We start from the raw sequence: 17,657 nt of genomic DNA on the forward strand, positions 1-17,657 counted from the left end.
AAAACTGGGGGCCCAAAAGTGCCCCCTATTTCGCTGAATTTGGCTATCAGCTTCGCAGTAAATGACTCAGTGATTGTTCAGGAACTTATCAAGGAATAACCGAGTACGCTCATGCTGCGGATGAGCAAATAACTCTTTTGCTGGACCTTGCTCAACAATCCGTCCGTGATCCATAAAAATAGCCCTGTCAGCCACATCGCGGGCAAAGCTCATTTCATGCGTCACAATCACCATGGTGCGTTTTTCCTCAGCCAGTGCGCGGATAGTGTTGAGAACCTCCCCCACCAGTTCAGGATCTAACGCTGACGTCGGTTCATCAAACAGAATAACCTGTGGTTGCATCGCTAATGCTCGTGCTATGGCAACCCGCTGCTGCTGACCACCGGATAAACGGCGTGGGTAAGCATCTTCTTTCCCACTTAGCCCTACTTTTGCCAGCAGTTCACGAGCACGTTTCTCCGCAGAGGCTCGCTTTTCGCCTTTAACAATAACCGGCCCTTCAATAATATTCTCCAGCACCGAACGGTGTGGAAACAAATTGAAGCTCTGAAACACAAACCCGACCTGTTGGCGCAGTGCACGCACCTGACGTTGCTGCTTGCTGATAGGTATGCTGCCATCAATCTCAATATCACCGACACGAATAATCCCTGAATCAGGGAGCTCCAGTAGATTAATACTGCGCAATAAAGTCGTTTTACCTGAGCCACTCGGCCCGATGATCGCCACCACTTCACCGCTATTTACTTCAAGTGAGATACCGTGCAGCACCTGCTGACCTTTAAACTGTTTGGTCAGTTGTTTAATGTCTATGGCACTCATGGCTACTCCTGATCCTGACGATTAACATGGGCTTCCAGCCGATTTTGTAATGCTGACAACAATGTCGCCATGACCCAATAAATCAACGAGGCCGCCAGATACATAGTGAAAACTTCCAATGTACGGGAAGTGACCAATTGCGCCTGACGGAAAAGTTCAGGAACCTGGATAGTCGCCGCCAAAGAGGTATCTTTTACCAGACCGATAAAACTGTTCCCTAGCGGAGGTAATGCGGTGCGCCCAGCTTGCGGCAATATCACCCGATAAAGTGTCTGCCAACGTGTCATACCGATACTGGCCGCAGCTTCCCACTGCCCTTTCTCAATTGACGAAATAGCAGCACGCAATGTCTCAGATGTATAAGCGGCGGTATTAAGTGATAGACCGATCAATGCAGCAGGCATCGGATCCAGTTCAATGCCGAACTGTGGCAGACCATAATAGATCATAAATAGCTGAGCTATTAATGGAGTACCACGGAAAATGGAGACATAGAAACGAGAAAGGAGTGATAACGGCAAGAAACGAGATAACCGCATCATGGCCAACATAAAACCTAATGCCAGACCAAAAAACATCCCCCCCAGACTGAGCTGGAGGGTAAACCAGGCACCTTTCAATAAAAATGGTGCTGAATCCAGCACCAATTGAATACTTTCTTGCATTATTTAGTTACGTCCGCACCAAAATATTTCTCAGAGATTTTGGCCAACGTGCCATCTTTTTGCATCTCAGTGATCGCCTGATTGATTGCCGCTAACAACTCTGGGTTGTTCTTACGCAATGCTACGCCAGACTCCTGACGAGCAAACGCCGGGCCTGCAACAGCAAGAGTACCATTGGTTTTCTTTACCAGATCCAATGCAGCTAAACGGTCAACCAAAATGGCGTCCGTACGGCCTACACGCAGATCCTGATATTTAGTTGGGTCATCATCATAGGTACGAATATCAACACCTTTCAGGTTGTCACGTAACCATTGTTCGTAGTTACTACCCAAGCCAACACCGACTTTCTTGCCTTGCAAATCTTCAGGTTTAGTGAAGTTACCTTCGTTACCTTTCTTAGTCAGCACCTGAATACCAGAAATGGTATAAGGCGTTGAGAAATCATATTTTTTCTTACGCTCTTCAGAAATGGTGACTTGGTTAATCGCCACATCAATACGCTTGGACTCCAATGAAGCCAACATGCCATCCCATTTAGTCGGGGTGATTTTGGCCTTAACGCCCATGTGTTCTGCTAGTGCATTAGCAAAATCCACTTCAAACCCAGTGAGTTTCCCATCTTCACCTTGGAAACTGAACGGCGGATAAGTGCCCTCTAGCCCAACAATCAGAGTTCCTCGATCTTTGACCTGACTCAGCAAATCACCTGCAGCATAAGACTTCACATTCAAGCCTGTTGCCAGTGCGACTGCCACCATGCCCAGAACTAACCGGCGACGAACAATTGAAAAACCCATAAATACCCCGACTGTCATGTTTATTTTTTGATATTCAGCACTTTATCAGTGCTGTTAATGGAATAAAGGAATATAAACTAATAACGATAGCTATAAACGGAATAAGCAATAACTAAAGGTTACACCCGTGGATGATAAGCAAACAATGCGGGTGCACCACCGGTGTGGATAAACAGAATTGGACCCTCATCGCGAAACTTTTTCTGCGCAAGACCATCCAGTAAACCCGCCATCGCCTTGCCGGTATACACCGGATCGAGCAGTACACCTTCAAGCCTTGCCAACAGCCCAATAGCTGCCAACCCTTCATCGTTCGGCATGCCATATTGCGGGGCGAAATAATCATCCCACAAGATAATTTCTGCCTGCTCCCCAGTAATCCCCAGGGACGCAGCTAACTCTTGCTGAATATGCGCCACTTTAGGGCGTTGCTCATCGGCTTTACGCGATACGGTCACCCCAATCAACTCGGCATTAGGCAATAATTGTTGCAACCCTACTGCCAGACCTGCGTGGGTGCCCGCACTACCCGATGCCACCACCACCGAGCTAAAAGTGACATTCCCAGCCGACTGAGCCGCAATCTCTAATGCACATTGCACATAACCTAAAGCGCCTAAGGCATTAGAACCACCAACCGGCACCACATACGGCCGAAAGCCCTGAGCCTCCAGACGGGTTGCCAGCTCAGCCAATTGTTGGTTCGGGTCATGTAACCCGTCGCACATCACTACTTCTACGTTAAATAGATCCAATAGCAACCGATTGCCGTTAGTCAGATAATTTTCCTGTGCCGTGCCAATCGGGTTTTCAAGCAATGCGACACAACGCAGCCCCAATTTCGCCGCAACTGCTGCTGTTTGGCGGACATGATTAGACTGAATAGCGCCCGCGGTAACCAGCGTATCCGCGCCCTGACTTAACGCATCTGCTGCCAAAAACTCTAACTTACGCAATTTGTTCCCCCCTAATGCCAGAGGTGTTACATCATCACGTTTGATATAAATTTCACGCCCCAGATAATCGGAGAGTCGAGATAGTTTTTCCAATGGCGTCGGATTGCCGACCAGATCTAGACGCGGAAATTGCGCCAGTTTGTGTTGAAACGTCACGGATCCCCCAAGGAATTAATAAGTCAACTGTTGCCCAACGAACTTGGCGTGTAGGTAGGTACGGATAAGTCAATGTAACTAACCCCTGCGGCTGCAAGTACCAAGAGGAAATATAGATTTATCAGATGTAACACCAATAATCACTTATTTTTATTATAGATGTCGTTGACGATAGCGCAGGGGAATAACGTAATATGCGGAATAAATAGACGATACTCAGCGATTTCAAGCTATAGAGGGCGGCACTACTCAGCTTAATCAAGTCAGTCATTCGAGGGAACGAGGGTAGCTAACACCTCTACAGGGTACAGAATGAAGGGTATTAACCCGGCACGGGGAACCTTGCCGGGCGTAAAATAATGACTGAAGGGTTTCGCGTTACACTCGCGACGCTGTTAGCGAAAATACAGAGTTTTCTCAACTGCCTGAATGCACGTACCAGTCTCAGTAATTTTTTTGCCATTCCAGATACTGATCATATTTACGCAAGGCAATACGATAATTGTTATGCGCCGCATTAGGCAACTCATCAATAATGCGCTGATGCATGGTCTCACTGGCAAACTTTTCAGCCGGATAATTAGTGGCAACCAACATTTCATCCAGACGACGTAGGCGCACAACATATTCGCGAACAGTACTATGGCTCATCTCAGTTTGTTCAAATAAATATTGCTTGAACGCCATAATATCGAAATAACCGGGCGTGCTATTACAATATATTTCGCTGCAAAAACGACATAATGCAGTCAACTCATGCTGAAGCTTTGACCATACTTGATCGTCAATGGGCTGATCCATACCGGAGATAGCTTCTTTATTAATGATTTGTCCACGGAAAACCAACGCCATACGGTCAAGTTCTTTATGACAATGTGAACAATGGGTTTGGCCGTGTTTATAATCTTTTAAATAACGGCTCAGTGGCCGTTTTTTTAACTGAAGTCCTGGCATAAGAAGACCTGCATTAATAAAATAGAAACTGTGATATCACTGAGCGGAAGTGAATTAAGAGTCGTTATTCAGGCGGGCGCGTAAGCGTTTTATCGCCTGGCTATGAAGCTGGCTGACGCGGGACTCCCCGACCTCAAGCACCGCTCCGATTTCTTTCAGGTTCAGCTCTTCCTGGTAATACAACGTCAGCACCATCTTTTCGCGTTCCGGCAATGCCTCGATCGCTTCAATCACGCGTTGACGCAGATTTCCTTCCAACAAATGTTGCAATGGATTGGCATCCTCATGCCCTTCCAGCAGGGGTTCGACACTTTCACCATGCTCTTCCCGCCATTCGTCATAGGAGAAAAGCTGGCTATTGTTGGTATCCAACAAAATCTGGCGGTATTCCGCCAAATCAATATCAAGAATTTGCGCTACTTCCTGCTCAGTTGCAGGGCGCCCCACCCGTTGTTCAACCTTTTGCATGGCACTGGCAACTTCACGTGCATTACGCCGCACACTGCGTGGAGCCCAATCTCGGCTACGCAGTTCATCTAGCATGGCACCCCGTATACGCTGTACCGCATAAGTGGTAAACGCAGTCCCTTGCAAAGCGTCATAACGTTCGACAGCATTCAGCAGACCAATACCTCCAGCCTGCAACAAATCATCCAACTCCACGCTGGCCGGCAGGCGAACCTGCAAACGCAGTGCCTCATGGCGAACCAAAGGAACATAGCGTTGCCAGAGGGAATTTTTGTCCATCACGCCTTCGGCGGTATACAGATCACTCACTAGACAGGCACCTAAGGGTAAGAGAGTCGTACCATTATCCTGTCAGGTCAGCCAGACAATCGCTGGAATAGGCCTATAAAAGGGCGGCTATTTGGCTTATGCCCGTTAATTTTACTGTTAACCTATTGCAGTCATTGAAAAAACAGAGCGATAAATAGAGATGAAAACCGCTAAAAATAAGCCATTAGCGTCTGGTTTAAACTTATTCCCACTGGAAAAAGTGCTCTTTTCTCTTTCCAGTGAGTAATATAAAAACCCCGCCGCAGCGGGGTTGACATAATGTGGTCTTTCTGGCGAATTAACGCAGCAGAGACAGCACAGTTTGTGGTACTTGGTTTGCTTGTGCCAATACTGAAGTCCCTGCTTGTTGCAGGATTTGAGCACGGCTCATGTTAGAAACTTCAGTAGAGTAATCAGCATCCTGGATACGGCTACGAGCTGAAGTCAGGTTATTGATGGTGTTACCCAAGTTGGTGATAGCTGAGTCAAAACGGTTTTGTACCGCACCCAGGCCACTACGCAGCGCATCAACTTGTGCCAGCGCTTTATCAACAGTCGCCAGTTGGTTATCAGTTGATTTCTGAGATGCAGCAGCATCTTCATTGATCAGGGTGGTGTTGCCGTTAGCAGTACGTGACATGTACATTACTTTGCCACCCGCATCGGTGATTTCATCACCTTTGGCGTTAGCGGTGTATGCAGTGCCGTTAACAGTCAAAGTACTGCCAGTTTTGGTAGCACCTTGTAAATCCAGATCAGCTAAGGTTGCAGCACGGTTGGTTTCAGCAGCTTTTGTGGTTAAACCACCACCAACAACAGAGGCGAATAAAGCGCTAGAAGTTTTCACTTCAGCAGCGGTACCGGCAGGTGCAGTACTGGCTGAAGTTGTGAAATCAACACTTTTACCGTCAACTGTAGCACTGAAAACACCGTTACCATTCGCGTCAGCCGCAGTCTTAACGGTAAATTCCATGCCTTGAGCAGTGAATTTATCACCTGTTGCTTTACCAACAGACGCGGCAGCGATAGAAGTAGCTTCTGCGCCAGCGACTGCTGTAGTTGTGTAAACAGTTGATGCTGTGTTAGCAGCAGTCGCAGTGCCGGAGAATGCACCGGTACCCGCATCAATATATTGTGCTACACCAGCTTTAGTCACTGCACCGCTGTTGATATCAGTTTTATATGCAACACCGCCGACATCAAAGTTGTTAGTCCCAGTAGCTTTGAACTGAGAAGTCAGATCATCAACAGAGGCTTGTTTTGCACCATCAACGTTGAAGCCTTGCAGACCCAAACTTTTTGAGTCGATTTTTTCCAGATTGATGCTGATAGTTTCGCCATCGTTAGCGCCAACCTGAACTTTCATGCTACTGTTGCCAGCCAGAACTTTCACGCCGTTGAACTGAGTTTGGTCAGATACACGGTCGATTTCATCCAGACGTTGTTTAATTTCGTCCTGGATTGATTTCAGGTCAGAAGATGAGTTAGAACCGGTAGCAGCCTGAACACTCAACTCACGCACACGTTGCAAGTTGTTGTTGATTTCGCCCAACGCACCTTCAGTGGTTTGCGCCAGAGAGATACCGTCGTTTGCGTTACGGGAAGCCTGAGTCAGGCCTTTGATGTTAGAAGTGAAACGGTTAGCGATTGCCTGACCCGCAGCATCGTCTTTCGCACTGTTGATACGTTGACCAGAGGACAAACGCTCAATGGCGGAACCTAAAGCTGACTGGGATTTGTTCATGTTGTTCTGAGTCGTCAGAGACAGAATGTTAGTGTTAATTACCGCCATAATGTTATTCCTTAAATGCTGTTGGGTTATGGTTTGGGCTTACTGCCCACGGCTTCATCACCGTCACAACTTGTATCGGCGCTCTTTAAGGAACCTTTAGCCATTCTGTGAAATAATTTTAAATTTAGGTAAAATTATTTTTTCTCTCTTCTTTAATTATCACTCGATTCAATAGGGCAAATAGCGCCCTGTTATCCCCCGTTATTCCAGCCATCATAAATTCCATTTTATGTGTAAACTTTTCAATTCTCTGGCCGATAACCCCTGTAACGACACTTGAATATTAAGGATTAGACATGGCAAGTATCAGTTCTCTGGGTATCGGTTCAAATTTGGAGCTAGGCACTTTACTGGATAAGTTAAGTGCCGGGGAACAAACCCGCTTAACTCCGCTAACCAACCAGCAGACCAGTTATAAAGGCAAGCTTACTGCCTATGGTGTGTTACAAAGCGCCCTGGCTAAAGTCGAAACGGCATCTGCAGCACTAAAAAAAGCCGATACCCTAGCCACGACCTCTGTTAACAGCACCAATACCGCTTTTGCCGCCACTACCAGCAGTGGTGCGACAGCAGGTAATTACACGATTGAAGTGACTAATTTGGCTAAAGCGCAATCATTACTCTCTTCTGATGTGCCGAACGCCACAGATAAACTGGGTAATAGTAACGACAGCCGGACAATTACTATCACTCAACCCGGTCAAGCAAAACCACTGGAAGTAAAACTGACCAGTGAGCAGACCTCGTTGACCGGTATTCGCGATGCGATTAATAAACAAGAAGGTAGTGTCAGCGCCAGTATCATGAAAGCGGATGATGATACTTACTACCTCGCATTAACTTCCAAGGAAACAGGGACGAAGTCAGAAATGACAGTCAGTGTTTCTGGTGATGATACTTTAAACAACTTTTTGAACTACACCCCAAGCACCACCGGTGGTAGTGGCGCTTTAACGCAAAAAGTAAAAGCTGAAGATGCAACACTGACAGTAAATGGCGTATCCATTACCCGTCAAAGCAATACCATTACTGATGCACCACAAGGCGTTACACTCAGCCTGAAAGCCTTAACAAAAAAAGATGAACCTGAGCAACTGACAATTACACGTGACTCCACCGCGACCAAAGCTGCGATTCAAACATTTGTCGATGCGTATAATTCATTACAAACCACGTTTGCTTCTTTAACCAAATATACTGCGGTTGAAGCGGGTAAGGATCAATCAACCAGTAATGGCGCATTAGTTGGCGATGGCACATTGCGCAGCATCCAAACGCAATTGAAGAGCCAATTAGCCTCTGCCCAGGCCGGTGATGTGAAAACCCTGGCAGCGATGGGTATTACTCAAGATCTTGATGGAAAATTAGTCATTGATTCGAAGAAACTTGATAAAGCACTGACTGACCAGCCGAATAACGTAACAGCATTTTTTGTCGGCGATGGCAAAACCACCGGTTTCGCCACTCAGATGGATAACCTGCTAAATACCGCACTGGATTCCACCAAAGGCTCATTAAAGACAGCCACTGATGGTATTAACAAGACATTAAAATCATTAGAGAAACAGGTTACTTCAACCACTGATAGCATTAATGCCACCATTGAACGCTATAAGGCACAATTTACCCAGTTGGACAAATTGGTGAGTTCATTAACCAATACCGGTAATTTCTTAACTCAACAATTCTCTTCATAAAGGATAGAGCATGTACAGCCGATCAGGGGTTCAAGCTTACGCAAACGTAGGAGTCGAAAGTGGTGTAATGAGTGCCAGCCCTCATCAATTGATCGTGATGCTCTTCGACGGGGCGCAAAGCGCCCTGGTTCGTGCTCGCATCTTGATGAGTCAGGGAGATATTCCGGCCAAAGGTGCTGCACTGTCAAAAGCCATTAATATTATTGATAATGGGCTGAGTGCAGGACTGGATATGGAAAAAGGCGGTGAGCTGGCACAGAATTTGTCAGCTTTATATGACTATATGTCGCGGCGCTTGCTGCATGCCAATTTGCATAATGACGAACAGGCAATTAATGAAGTGTCTGCTTTGCTCGAAAATATTGCAGACGCCTGGCGGCAGATCGGCCCCAATTATCAACCTGATTAGGACCCCATTTAATGGAACGTCACCAGCACCTTTTGTCCGAATATCAACAAATCCTGACACTCAGTGAGCAAATGCTTGCATTAGCCACTGAGGGGAATTGGGATGCGCTGGTTGATCTCGAAATGACTTACCTTAAAGCGGTAGAAAGCACGGCAAATGTCACTATATCCTCATGCTCATCTCAGGTGTTGCAAGAGCTGTTACGTGAGAAATTGAGAGCTATTTTGGAAAATGAAATAGAAATTAAACGTCTATTACAGTTACGTCTCGATGCACTCAGTGAATTAGTCGGGCAATCAACCCGACAGCAAGCTGTTAATAATACTTATGGTCAATTCCCTGATCATGCATTGCTGCTGGGTGAAACACAGTAGCGGTCAGTTGCCGAAAACGATTACACCTTTTGTTGTAAAGAAATTACATGTCACTGCAATTATTAACATGCCAATTAATTTTTATTGTCATTGTTTTTAACATGGGATTATATTGACAGTAACAATCACTCATATCGAGCTGGCTATTATTCTCACCCTTAATATTTTTCGCTAAAATAGCCAGTTGCTGTAAATTTTCTATTAAAATGAGTTGCTACTCTGCCACTCAAAGCGTAAAGATATTCTCAGGCTAAAATTGTGAAATGAATATCGATGGAACGTACAATTAATTTTTGCCCCGGTGTGGGTAGCTCGGCACATGTTATTCAACACACAGAGCTACTACTCACCTCCGTCTATATTGAGCATCCATTGCTCATTATGGTTAACCGTGGGTACAAAATCATTCGCTGGGATAATCAGGAATGTATTATACAAGCCGGTGAAATAGTCGCAGTGAGTAGTGGTCAAACAGTTGATGTAATTAATGGCTTATCTGACGACGGACTATTTTTTAGCCACCAACTTCGCTGTGATCCCCGTTTGATTGCTACCTTTGCCAATCATCCAGCATCCGCTGGTCTTGGGTATGTTCCAGGCGTTATGCCGGTACGTAATTTAGCACCTGAATTCATCAATACATTCGGCAATACGTTTAAAGCAATATCTGACATTGGTGATATTCCGCCAACTATCGTCAGACACCGCATGCTTGAATTGTTACTTTGGTTGGCTCAGCGTGGCGTTAAATTTATATTAAATGAAAGTGATTCGTTAAGTGAGAGAGTGCGCCGTTGTTTGGCGACAGATCCATACAAAATATGGTCGGCATCAGAAGTTGCAGACCATATGGCGATGAGCGAAGTTGTATTACGCCGAAAATTAGCTGCCGAAAAAATACTATTACGTGACTTAATGATTGATGTCCGCATGACCAGTGCATTGCGTTTATTGCAAGGTACTGATTGGCCAATATCATTAATAGCCAGCCAAGTGGGTTACGAGAGTGCATCACGTTTTGCTGAACGTTTTCGCAAACGTTTTGGCTTTGCCCCTACCGCCATCCGTGGGCACCATCGCTTACATCCGACAGATAATGATCCACCCCCTGACAACTATCATCGCTATTTAGGTCTGCATGCGTCTGATTTAGGGGCAATATGAGCCTATTGAGGTGATACTTTTAATAATTTCCGATATGGCCTGTTTAATGCTGGTCAGTAAATTCGCTGCATCCCATTCGACTCATCAAGTCCTTTTAACCGCCTAAAAATCGGGCTGCTAAATACTGCTTTTAGATATTCTGCACGTTAAAACATTTTTTTTCTGACTGTGATTGGTTTTTTCATCCAACAATTCCGATGCAATATAAAACAAAGCCTTTACAATCATGCAATTACATACAACCTACTGAAAGATAGGGGAATATGCTGATTATGTCAGTACATTCTATGATTATAAGTAATTAAATAATAAACTTCCGGGATGGCTATGATGCTAAGTAATCTATTCGGGCTAAAAAACCGCTATCCTTTGCATATCCAGATTGCCGCTCTCTTCACCTTGTTGATCGTCTCAATAGGTACCGTCATTATTATTTTTGGTCATAGCCAACTGACTAAATTGACTGAAATCAGCACCAATCGGCAGTATCAAAAAACCGGAGAGGCGATTGCCGCTGAATTGGATGCCGTAACACGACCAATGATAATGTCGGTTAATATTCTTGCCAGTATGCAAATCACAGAACTATCGACCCTTGAACAACGAATGGCCTTTGTCGATAAATTTATTGAAATTCTGAAGCAGAATAGTTATGCCAGTGCCGTGTATAGCGCCTATGCTAATGGTGATTTTTTTATGCTGCGGCGTTTAACGGAAGCTAACCGTACATTATTCCATGCCCCTGAAGATGCAGAATGGATGGTTCAAAGTAATCGTTTTCTTGATAGTTTACCGGAGAAACGTTTTATTTATCTTAATAAGCAGCAGCGAGTGATTGCTGTTATGCCGCGTGAAAATGATAACTACGATCCACGGCGGCGGGATTGGTTTATTCTGGCCGCCGCAAGTCCTATGCTGATCACCTCTCCTATTTATATTTTTAAAGGCACCGGAGAAGTCGGTTTTACTTATAGCCGTCAAGCTGAGAATAAACAGACAATCATTGGATTGGACGTTTCCCTAGCTTCACTTTCGCAATTTTTAATAAAACAAAATCTACCGCCAGGTAGCCAGGCCATTATTATTAATTCCCATGGTGAAGTTATCGCTAGCCTGCCAAAACCTAAAGATAAGGCGGCAGATAACACCAATGCAGACCGGCAAATCCCTGTATTGCAAGTTTTGCTCAATAGTCAAAAGAATAGTCAGACAGCTAGCAACTCACCGGTAAACAATGCTAATCGTAGTATCATGTTTGAAGCACAAAATCAGCGCTGGTTCGGCTCAGTTGTTGAGATTAATAGCAACGGAAATGCCTATCAGTTGATTATTGCGACACCCGCCAGCTATCTGACAGCCGATGCAAATTCTATTCGTAATCACTCAACCTTTATTGCATTTATTCTGTTAATGCTCAGCTTGCCGTTAGTTTGGTATTTCTCCAGAAAAATATCCAAACCCCTTATTCGTCTACGCCAGGACGCGGATTCCATCAGCAATCTCCATTTCGAAGAGCGCGAATTAGAACGCTCTGTGATTGAGGAAGTTGACGAGCTCCACAAATCAATGTCAAAAATGAAATCAACACTGAAGCAGTTTATTTCGATGGGAAATATGCTGACAGCAGAAAGTAATTTCTTCCGGCAGATGCAAGGGCTATTAAGTGAAACCACAGAAATTGCTGCCATGACCGGAGGGATTATTTTTCTGTCAGATAAAGATGAGGGAACCTTCACACCAACGGCATTTCGCTGGAATGGTGAAAATATCCCGGTAGCAGAAATGTCCTCATTACAAATTAAAGAAGACAATCTCACGACTTTCCTGCCGGTACTCGAAGGGAAAACCATTGTAGGAACGCTCAATAAAGATAATATCTTTAGCCAATTACATGACTTCCTACAACCTTATTTGCCCCTCCGCTTTGTTGCCGTACCGATGAAGACCCATGATAACCAATTGCTCGGATTCCTACTGTTATTTAACCCTTATGAGCTAAATGCTGAGCGTGAACGCTCAAAAATTCAATTAGTTAATGCCCTGGTGGGCAGTTTATCAGTTTCAGTAGAAACACAGCGATTATTGCAAGAACAAAAAAACCTGCTCAACGCATTTATTGAGCTTATTGCCGGAGCTATCGATGCCAAAAGTGCCTATACCGGTGGGCATTGCCAGCGTGTGCCTGAAATAACTAAAATGCTCGCCCGTGCCGCAGTCAATATTAAAGAGGGGCCTTTCGCCAACTTTACGTTATCAGAGAATGAGTGGGAAGAGTTACATACAGCCTGCTGGTTACATGACTGTGGCAAGATTACCACGCCGGAATTTGTAGTCGATAAATCAACAAAACTGGAGCTAATTTATGATCGCATCCATGAAATACGCATGCGGTTTGAAGTCTTAAAACGTGAGAAAGAAATCGCCTTCTTACGCCAATATGGTGCGATGAGCGCCAGTGAAGCCGAACAACAGTTGTTAGCTGAGGAATTACGCCAATTAGATGAAGATTTTTACTTTATTGCCAACTGCAATGTGGGTGGCGAGTATATGTCTGACGAAGCTATCGCACGTATCCAGCAAATTGCCGCTTACCATTGGACTCGCACATTAGATGATAATGCAGGTATAGCCCAAGAAGAGCGAGTGCGTAAAGCCAGACAACCCGCCGCTCCACTGCCGGTACAGGAGCCGATGCTGGCGGATAAAGATGAACATATTATTTTCCGTGATAATAAAAATAAACGCCCGGAATATTTTGATTTCAAAGTACAAGAACCGAGGTTCCTCTATAACCGTGGCGAAATTTATAACCTCAGTATTCGCCGTGGCACCCTGACAGACGAGGATCGTTATAAAATAAACGAACACATCATGCAGACCATCGTGATGTTAAATAAACTCCCCTTCCCACGAACCATGGCAAATGTCCCAGTGATTGCGGGTGGGCATCATGAACGCATGGACGGTAAAGGGTATCCTTATCAGCTCACCTATAAACAGATGAGTATTCCGGTGAGGATGATGGCCATAGCTGACGTATTTGAGGCTCTGACGGCTGCCGATCGACCTTATAAACCAGGGAAGTTGTTGTCTGAAGCCCTCAATATCATGGTCAACATGGTGAATGAGAATCATCTGGACCGGGAACTGTTTATTTTGTTCCTGCAATCGGGTATCTGGCACGAATATGCCGTTGCTTATCTACAAGCAGATAAAATTGATCCAATTGATATTCCTGTATTATTGCAAAAAATTGGCCACCAGAATATCTCATTGGCAAAGACAGGATAACGACAAGGCGTGTTATTTTCCTGAGTGGTGAGTGTTATTTTTAATCCATTCACCGCTCTCATTTTTACGATAGCTTTGTTTTACCGCACTCCAGGCGACTTTATGGGCAGTCTCTTCATGCGAGTCATGTCCGCGTCGTTCATCACTGTCCTGATATTGATCCCATGCACTGTTAAATGCCGCACGATATATATCTTGCGCATGGGCGGGGAGAACACTCCTCACTGAGTCTGGTAGTAATTCATTAGATTTATAAGGCATAACCCATTCTTTTTTCAGCTAATTACCAATACATAAACATATAACTTACAGCAATAAATAAAATAACAATCCCGATTATATAACCTACCTTTGTCGGAAAAGCTTTCTCACCCGTTTTCGATGAGGGATCACTGTTTGTCTTTCTATTTTCTTCACTCATTATCTAATCCTCATTATGCTAATAGGTGATATGTACCTAAATGAAGCATTCTTTTTTAAATAGATGAATAATAAATATAGCAGTGATAGTGGTCAGATAATTCTCAATTGTAAAAAAACATCAGCAACAAACAGAGTGTGCAGCAGCTAGAATTAGCGCTATGATTTTTAACTTTCTACTTATATATTTTATTACTTAGATAACAGGGGGCTGTCGGGCATGTTCTATCATTACGGTGAAACAGAAATTAACCATCTCAAACGGCGTGATAAAAAGATGGCCGCAGCCATCGAACGGCTGGGGATGATAACTCGCCCGCTATCCCCTGATTTATTTGCTGCATTGATCAGAAATATCGTTGACCAACAAATTTCGGTCAAGGCGGCACTAACGGTCAACTCACGGTTGGTCGCATTGCTCGGGGTCGTGACGCCAATAACTGTCGCAACTGCAACGGTAGAGGCTATTCAAGGGTGTGGTATGACGATGAGGAAAGCGGGATACATTAAAGGTGCTGCAGATGCTGCACTTAATGGCACGCTGGATTTATCTGCTATTTCTCTGCTGCCCGATAACGACGTTATTGCACAGCTATCAAACCTCAACGGTGTTGGCATCTGGACCGCAGAAATGTTATTGATCTCCTCACTTGCACGACCCGATGTCGTCAGTTGGGGAGATTTAGCGATCCGGCGCGGCATGATGAATCTATATGGCCATAAAACGCTGCCACGAGAACGCTTTGAGCGTTACCGCCGCCGTTACACACCCTATGGAACAACGGCATCCCTCTATCTATGGGCACTGTCACATGAGACGGTATAAGTAGCCTCACACCCCCATATTCATCATGTGAAGTGGTTATTTTTAAATTCGCGTAAGTTCGTGTGAACTTCGTGGCTGGCAGTGACTTACCGCAAAGTGTCTCAACTGTGATTGGCATAGTTCGAGTTAGTTTGCGGTAATTTTTTGCCCCATTTTTGCCCCATTACCCACCACCACCTCAATAGGCATCCCTGCCCGTCATCAAATCTACATGTCTTCTGTTCCAGCCATGAAATGAGGTACTGAGTTGTACCAATCTACATAGCGCGGATCATCATCTTCAACTTCTATAATCCCTGGGAATATTTCCTCATCTTGGAAACAAGAGAATTCAGCGATAACCTTTCCGTTCACGATTTGTATATATTTCATATTGAATACCCCGAAGCATAAAAATAACAACTGAAAGTTGTGGTGGTACTGCTAACTGCAAGTGTCACGGTAGATGGCGTAGCAATGGGAATCTGACTGAAATTTGAAGTGTTGCTTTCTGTAGCATTCATGTAGTTCGCTATCCGCTGATTGCCTATCGCGCTCGGCCCGGAGATATCAGCAGAAATTGACCCAGCGGTAGTTGATGACATCGTAATCGAGCCAGACACGCTGATTGCATTTCTTGGGATAACCCCACTCACGCTGGTCGGAGAGCTGGCAACATTTGATGTAGTACCAAACATCGCGGTGTACTGAATTGATATATATCTCCCCTGAACCATCACCACATTAAAGCGCGATGATGCATCAGTGGATACAATAGTCAGCAATGCTGATGCAGTGTATCCAGCGGGCATTGTTACACCGCAAATTTCTGGTACCGCTGCTGATGTCGCGTTAACAGCAAGCAAGGCTGACACTTGAGTTGTCGGATTGTAAATCGCATATAAAGCAACGAACCCACTGACAGGTGCGGTGCCTGTATTCATCCCGCCAGCGCCGGTAGTAGCCAGGTTGATTGTATTGCTAAACCCGCTCAGTTTGTATTGCAACCCTCCCAAGGCGGATTGAACAATTAATTCATCTGCCGTGAAAGTGGCTGTTGTCGATGCGGCTGTAACACTCATTTTTGCATTGCGTGATGTACCAACAACACCTGTTAATTGAGGAAGGTGAGCCACATCGCTTAACCCAAGGTTTGCTAATGAGGCTGGCACGCTAACTAAATCAGACAGGTTATTTGATTTTTGGAGTGCCCCAGCAACCAGCGAAGACTCGTTGGAGATAATGTTCGTACCATCACCAATAATTCTAACTGTTGTTCCCGCCGCGACAGCTATGCCGGTGCCGCTTGGTGTTTTGCATGTAACACTAAAAGCGCCAGTGCAATTGTTAACAATGGCCCAGTTCTTTCGCCATGCGGGAAATACTAGATTAATGTTTGCTGTCAGCACACCTGCTAATGTGATGCGCTCATTTGCAGCTTGCAGCGCAGTAAGAGTAACATTTGTAGCAGCCAATCCAGTTACATCAGTTGTGCCGTATGTGAACGCAGGAACCCATCCTGTTAGCGATGCGTTGGTGTTTTCTGGGTTAGCAGTATTCGCGTCGGTGGTATTAAACCAATATCCTGAGTTTATTGAATTTGATAGCAATGCACCTTTAGGATATCCACCCACTGATGATGAGAAATCAGAGTCGAATGGATATGCGCCGCCAGCATTTGACCATCTTATTGAAGAGGTTATTGCGTTCAAAATTCCGTTAAAATCGGTCCCGTAAGGAGGGATGCCCCCTGCGGTAAGCGGTGTTCTTGTAAGTGGCGGGAATCCGTCAGTAAAAGAAGCTCGTCCAGAAGATATGCCAATTTGTGATGCTACTGGGATAGCTTGCTTTTCTCCGCTATTAGCGAATGGTACTGCCATTTTTGTAGGAATTGCGCTATTTAGCATTTTGAAGTCCTGAGTCTGGGAAGAAAGTTCCCTGATCAAACGGGGCCAGCCCTGCCTCTGCAAAGCCGAATGTGTTGTCGAAGTTGGTAATCATCATCTGAGCAAGAACGCCGGCAGATCTTGGTATTGCCGTGGAGTTGAGAACTATTGATCGCTCCACTGGCGTTAAATCGAAACCAAATACATACCGAATCTCCATTCCACCCGTGTCTGTAACAAATACAATTCCTCTATTTGCAAACAAATATCGCAATAACTTATTTAGGTTCATTGCTGTGCAATCAGTAATATTTGCCAAAGCCTTAACCATTATTAACAATCGATATGCATCGTCAGATAGTGCGACTGTTGTTGTTGCTAATGGTCCCTCGTAAAATGGAGCCTGGTCGAATGGCTGCGGACTAGTCAAATCAGAACCAGCGCCCTCTGATTCAACAAATCCCAAATTTAACTGGGATGTTTCAACCTGCAATAGCCTAGGAATATCAACAATCTTTCCCCATATATCCAATCCAAATCCAACCGCTGTTTCTACATTCCAAATAAAATCATAGAAATTATCTAAGTCTGTTTCAGGGTCTATTGCATCGTTGAAGGTGCTGATTATTGAAGTAATTGTTGGGCTATTGGCATATTGGCTAAGAAGAGTTTCTTTATAGTCTTTCATA

The 17,657-nt window shown here is 44.8% G+C and carries 18 protein-coding genes; 6 read left to right on the top strand and 12 right to left on the bottom strand.

Going from position 1 to position 17,657, the window contains the following annotated elements; translation table 11 throughout:
* Positions 1 to 66: 66 nt before the first annotated feature.
* From tcyN to V1955_RS12780, 7 genes are all read right to left on the bottom strand, one after another.
* Entirely contained in the window at positions 67 to 822 is a 756-nt protein-coding gene (gene tcyN, locus V1955_RS12750; protein ID WP_083159135.1) for an L-cystine ABC transporter ATP-binding protein TcyN, read from the bottom strand.
* Between the two features lie 2 nt (positions 823 to 824).
* Positions 825 to 1,487, bottom strand: coding sequence for a cystine ABC transporter permease (gene tcyL / locus V1955_RS12755; protein ID WP_083159136.1), 663 nt, complete (start codon positions 1,485 to 1,487; stop codon positions 825 to 827).
* Entirely contained in the window at positions 1,487 to 2,287 is an 801-nt protein-coding gene (tcyJ, locus tag V1955_RS12760) for a cystine ABC transporter substrate-binding protein (protein ID WP_083159137.1), read from the bottom strand. Before tcyJ ends, tcyL begins: the two co-directional genes overlap by 1 nt.
* 119 nt (positions 2,288 to 2,406) lie before the next feature.
* Complete coding sequence (locus tag V1955_RS12765) at positions 2,407 to 3,399, bottom strand: D-cysteine desulfhydrase (RefSeq protein ID WP_083159138.1); 993 nt, start codon at positions 3,397 to 3,399, stop codon at positions 2,407 to 2,409.
* A gap of 444 nt (positions 3,400 to 3,843) precedes the next feature.
* On the bottom strand, positions 3,844 to 4,353 hold the full coding sequence (gene fliZ / locus V1955_RS12770; protein ID WP_005189397.1) for a flagella biosynthesis regulatory protein FliZ: 510 nt from the start codon (positions 4,351 to 4,353) through the stop codon (positions 3,844 to 3,846).
* 54 nt (positions 4,354 to 4,407) lie between these two features.
* Entirely contained in the window at positions 4,408 to 5,130 is a 723-nt protein-coding gene (locus V1955_RS12775) for an RNA polymerase sigma factor FliA (RefSeq protein ID WP_005189394.1), read from the bottom strand.
* Positions 5,131 to 5,428: 298 nt separating this feature from the next.
* A complete protein-coding gene (locus V1955_RS12780; RefSeq protein WP_133155043.1) occupies positions 5,429 to 6,925 on the bottom strand; it encodes a flagellin N-terminal helical domain-containing protein in 1,497 nt (498 codons plus the stop codon).
* A gap of 293 nt (positions 6,926 to 7,218) precedes the next feature.
* Here V1955_RS12780 and fliD point away from each other — a divergent pair, with 293 nt between their 5' ends.
* The 5 genes from fliD to V1955_RS12805 all read left to right on the top strand — a co-directional run bounded on the left by fliD (position 7,219) and on the right by V1955_RS12805 (position 13,857).
* The gene (fliD, locus tag V1955_RS12785; RefSeq protein ID WP_083159141.1) at positions 7,219 to 8,619 is read left to right on the top strand and encodes a flagellar filament capping protein FliD; all 1,401 of its coding nucleotides are present in this window, start codon (positions 7,219 to 7,221) and stop codon (positions 8,617 to 8,619) included.
* Between the two features lie 10 nt (positions 8,620 to 8,629).
* Positions 8,630 to 9,028: a flagellar export chaperone FliS gene (gene fliS / locus V1955_RS12790; RefSeq protein ID WP_050084339.1), complete on the top strand. Its 399-nt coding sequence runs from the start codon at positions 8,630 to 8,632 to the stop codon at positions 9,026 to 9,028.
* An 11-nt stretch (positions 9,029 to 9,039) separates the two neighbouring features.
* A complete protein-coding gene (fliT, locus tag V1955_RS12795) occupies positions 9,040 to 9,402 on the top strand; it encodes a flagella biosynthesis regulatory protein FliT (RefSeq protein WP_050084340.1) in 363 nt (120 codons plus the stop codon).
* Between the two features lie 273 nt (positions 9,403 to 9,675).
* Positions 9,676 to 10,566 carry a helix-turn-helix transcriptional regulator gene (locus tag V1955_RS12800; RefSeq protein WP_442820961.1) on the top strand — a complete coding sequence of 297 codons (891 nt, stop codon included), beginning with the start codon at positions 9,676 to 9,678 and terminating at the stop codon, positions 10,564 to 10,566.
* A 330-nt stretch (positions 10,567 to 10,896) separates the two neighbouring features.
* Complete coding sequence (locus V1955_RS12805; protein WP_083163700.1) at positions 10,897 to 13,857, top strand: HD domain-containing phosphohydrolase; 2,961 nt, start codon at positions 10,897 to 10,899, stop codon at positions 13,855 to 13,857.
* Positions 13,858 to 13,869: 12 nt separating this feature from the next.
* Here the strand turns inward: V1955_RS12805 and V1955_RS12810 are convergent, their stop codons facing one another.
* Entirely contained in the window at positions 13,870 to 14,118 is a 249-nt protein-coding gene (locus V1955_RS12810; RefSeq protein WP_372569025.1) for a ChaB family protein, read from the bottom strand.
* 22 nt (positions 14,119 to 14,140) lie between these two features.
* Positions 14,141 to 14,278 (bottom strand): hypothetical protein, encoded by a 138-nt coding sequence (locus V1955_RS12815; protein WP_372569024.1) that lies wholly within the window; start codon positions 14,276 to 14,278, stop codon positions 14,141 to 14,143.
* 219 nt (positions 14,279 to 14,497) lie between these two features.
* Here V1955_RS12815 and V1955_RS12820 point away from each other — a divergent pair, with 219 nt between their 5' ends.
* Positions 14,498 to 15,103, top strand: coding sequence for a DNA-3-methyladenine glycosylase family protein (locus tag V1955_RS12820; RefSeq protein WP_083159144.1), 606 nt, complete (start codon positions 14,498 to 14,500; stop codon positions 15,101 to 15,103).
* A 207-nt stretch (positions 15,104 to 15,310) separates the two neighbouring features.
* Here V1955_RS12820 and V1955_RS12825 read toward each other — a convergent pair whose 3' ends face one another.
* Genes V1955_RS12825 through V1955_RS12835 form a run of 3 tightly spaced genes read right to left on the bottom strand, consistent with a single transcriptional unit; the run spans position 15,311 to position 17,656 of the window.
* A complete protein-coding gene (locus V1955_RS12825; RefSeq protein ID WP_442820962.1) occupies positions 15,311 to 15,475 on the bottom strand; it encodes a hypothetical protein in 165 nt (54 codons plus the stop codon).
* Entirely contained in the window at positions 15,472 to 16,989 is a 1,518-nt protein-coding gene (locus tag V1955_RS12830; protein ID WP_442820963.1) for a hypothetical protein, read from the bottom strand. Before V1955_RS12830 ends, V1955_RS12825 begins: the two co-directional genes overlap by 4 nt.
* The gene (locus V1955_RS12835; protein ID WP_442820964.1) at positions 16,979 to 17,656 is read right to left on the bottom strand and encodes a DUF2612 domain-containing protein; all 678 of its coding nucleotides are present in this window, start codon (positions 17,654 to 17,656) and stop codon (positions 16,979 to 16,981) included. The genes V1955_RS12830 and V1955_RS12835 overlap by 11 nt, the downstream gene beginning before the upstream one ends.
* Position 17,657 lies beyond the last annotated feature (1 nt).

Origin of the sequence: Yersinia sp. 2545 StPb PI (assembly GCF_052217125.1) — a bacterium.
Taxonomy (GTDB): domain Bacteria; phylum Pseudomonadota; class Gammaproteobacteria; order Enterobacterales; family Enterobacteriaceae; genus Yersinia; species Yersinia enterocolitica_E.

Coding starts and splice junctions, on each gene's coding strand:
- tcyN (WP_083159135.1), bottom strand. CDS start 822: ATGAGTGCCATAGACATTAAACAACTGACCAAACAGTTTAAAGGTCAG.
- tcyL (WP_083159136.1), bottom strand. CDS start 1,487: ATGCAAGAAAGTATTCAATTGGTGCTGGATTCAGCACCATTTTTATTG.
- tcyJ (WP_083159137.1), bottom strand. CDS start 2,287: ATGGGTTTTTCAATTGTTCGTCGCCGGTTAGTTCTGGGCATGGTGGCA.
- fliZ (WP_005189397.1), bottom strand. CDS start 4,353: ATGCCAGGACTTCAGTTAAAAAAACGGCCACTGAGCCGTTATTTAAAA.
- fliD (WP_083159141.1), top strand. CDS start 7,219: ATGGCAAGTATCAGTTCTCTGGGTATCGGTTCAAATTTGGAGCTAGGC.
- fliS (WP_050084339.1), top strand. CDS start 8,630: ATGTACAGCCGATCAGGGGTTCAAGCTTACGCAAACGTAGGAGTCGAA.
- fliT (WP_050084340.1), top strand. CDS start 9,040: ATGGAACGTCACCAGCACCTTTTGTCCGAATATCAACAAATCCTGACA.
- V1955_RS12800 (WP_442820961.1), top strand. CDS start 9,676: ATGGAACGTACAATTAATTTTTGCCCCGGTGTGGGTAGCTCGGCACAT.
- V1955_RS12805 (WP_083163700.1), top strand. CDS start 10,897: ATGCTAAGTAATCTATTCGGGCTAAAAAACCGCTATCCTTTGCATATC.
- V1955_RS12810 (WP_372569025.1), bottom strand. CDS start 14,118: ATGCCTTATAAATCTAATGAATTACTACCAGACTCAGTGAGGAGTGTT.
- V1955_RS12815 (WP_372569024.1), bottom strand. CDS start 14,278: ATGAGTGAAGAAAATAGAAAGACAAACAGTGATCCCTCATCGAAAACG.
- V1955_RS12820 (WP_083159144.1), top strand. CDS start 14,498: ATGTTCTATCATTACGGTGAAACAGAAATTAACCATCTCAAACGGCGT.
- V1955_RS12825 (WP_442820962.1), bottom strand. CDS start 15,475: ATGAAATATATACAAATCGTGAACGGAAAGGTTATCGCTGAATTCTCT.
- V1955_RS12830 (WP_442820963.1), bottom strand. CDS start 16,989: ATGCTAAATAGCGCAATTCCTACAAAAATGGCAGTACCATTCGCTAAT.
- V1955_RS12835 (WP_442820964.1), bottom strand. CDS start 17,656: ATGAAAGACTATAAAGAAACTCTTCTTAGCCAATATGCCAATAGCCCA.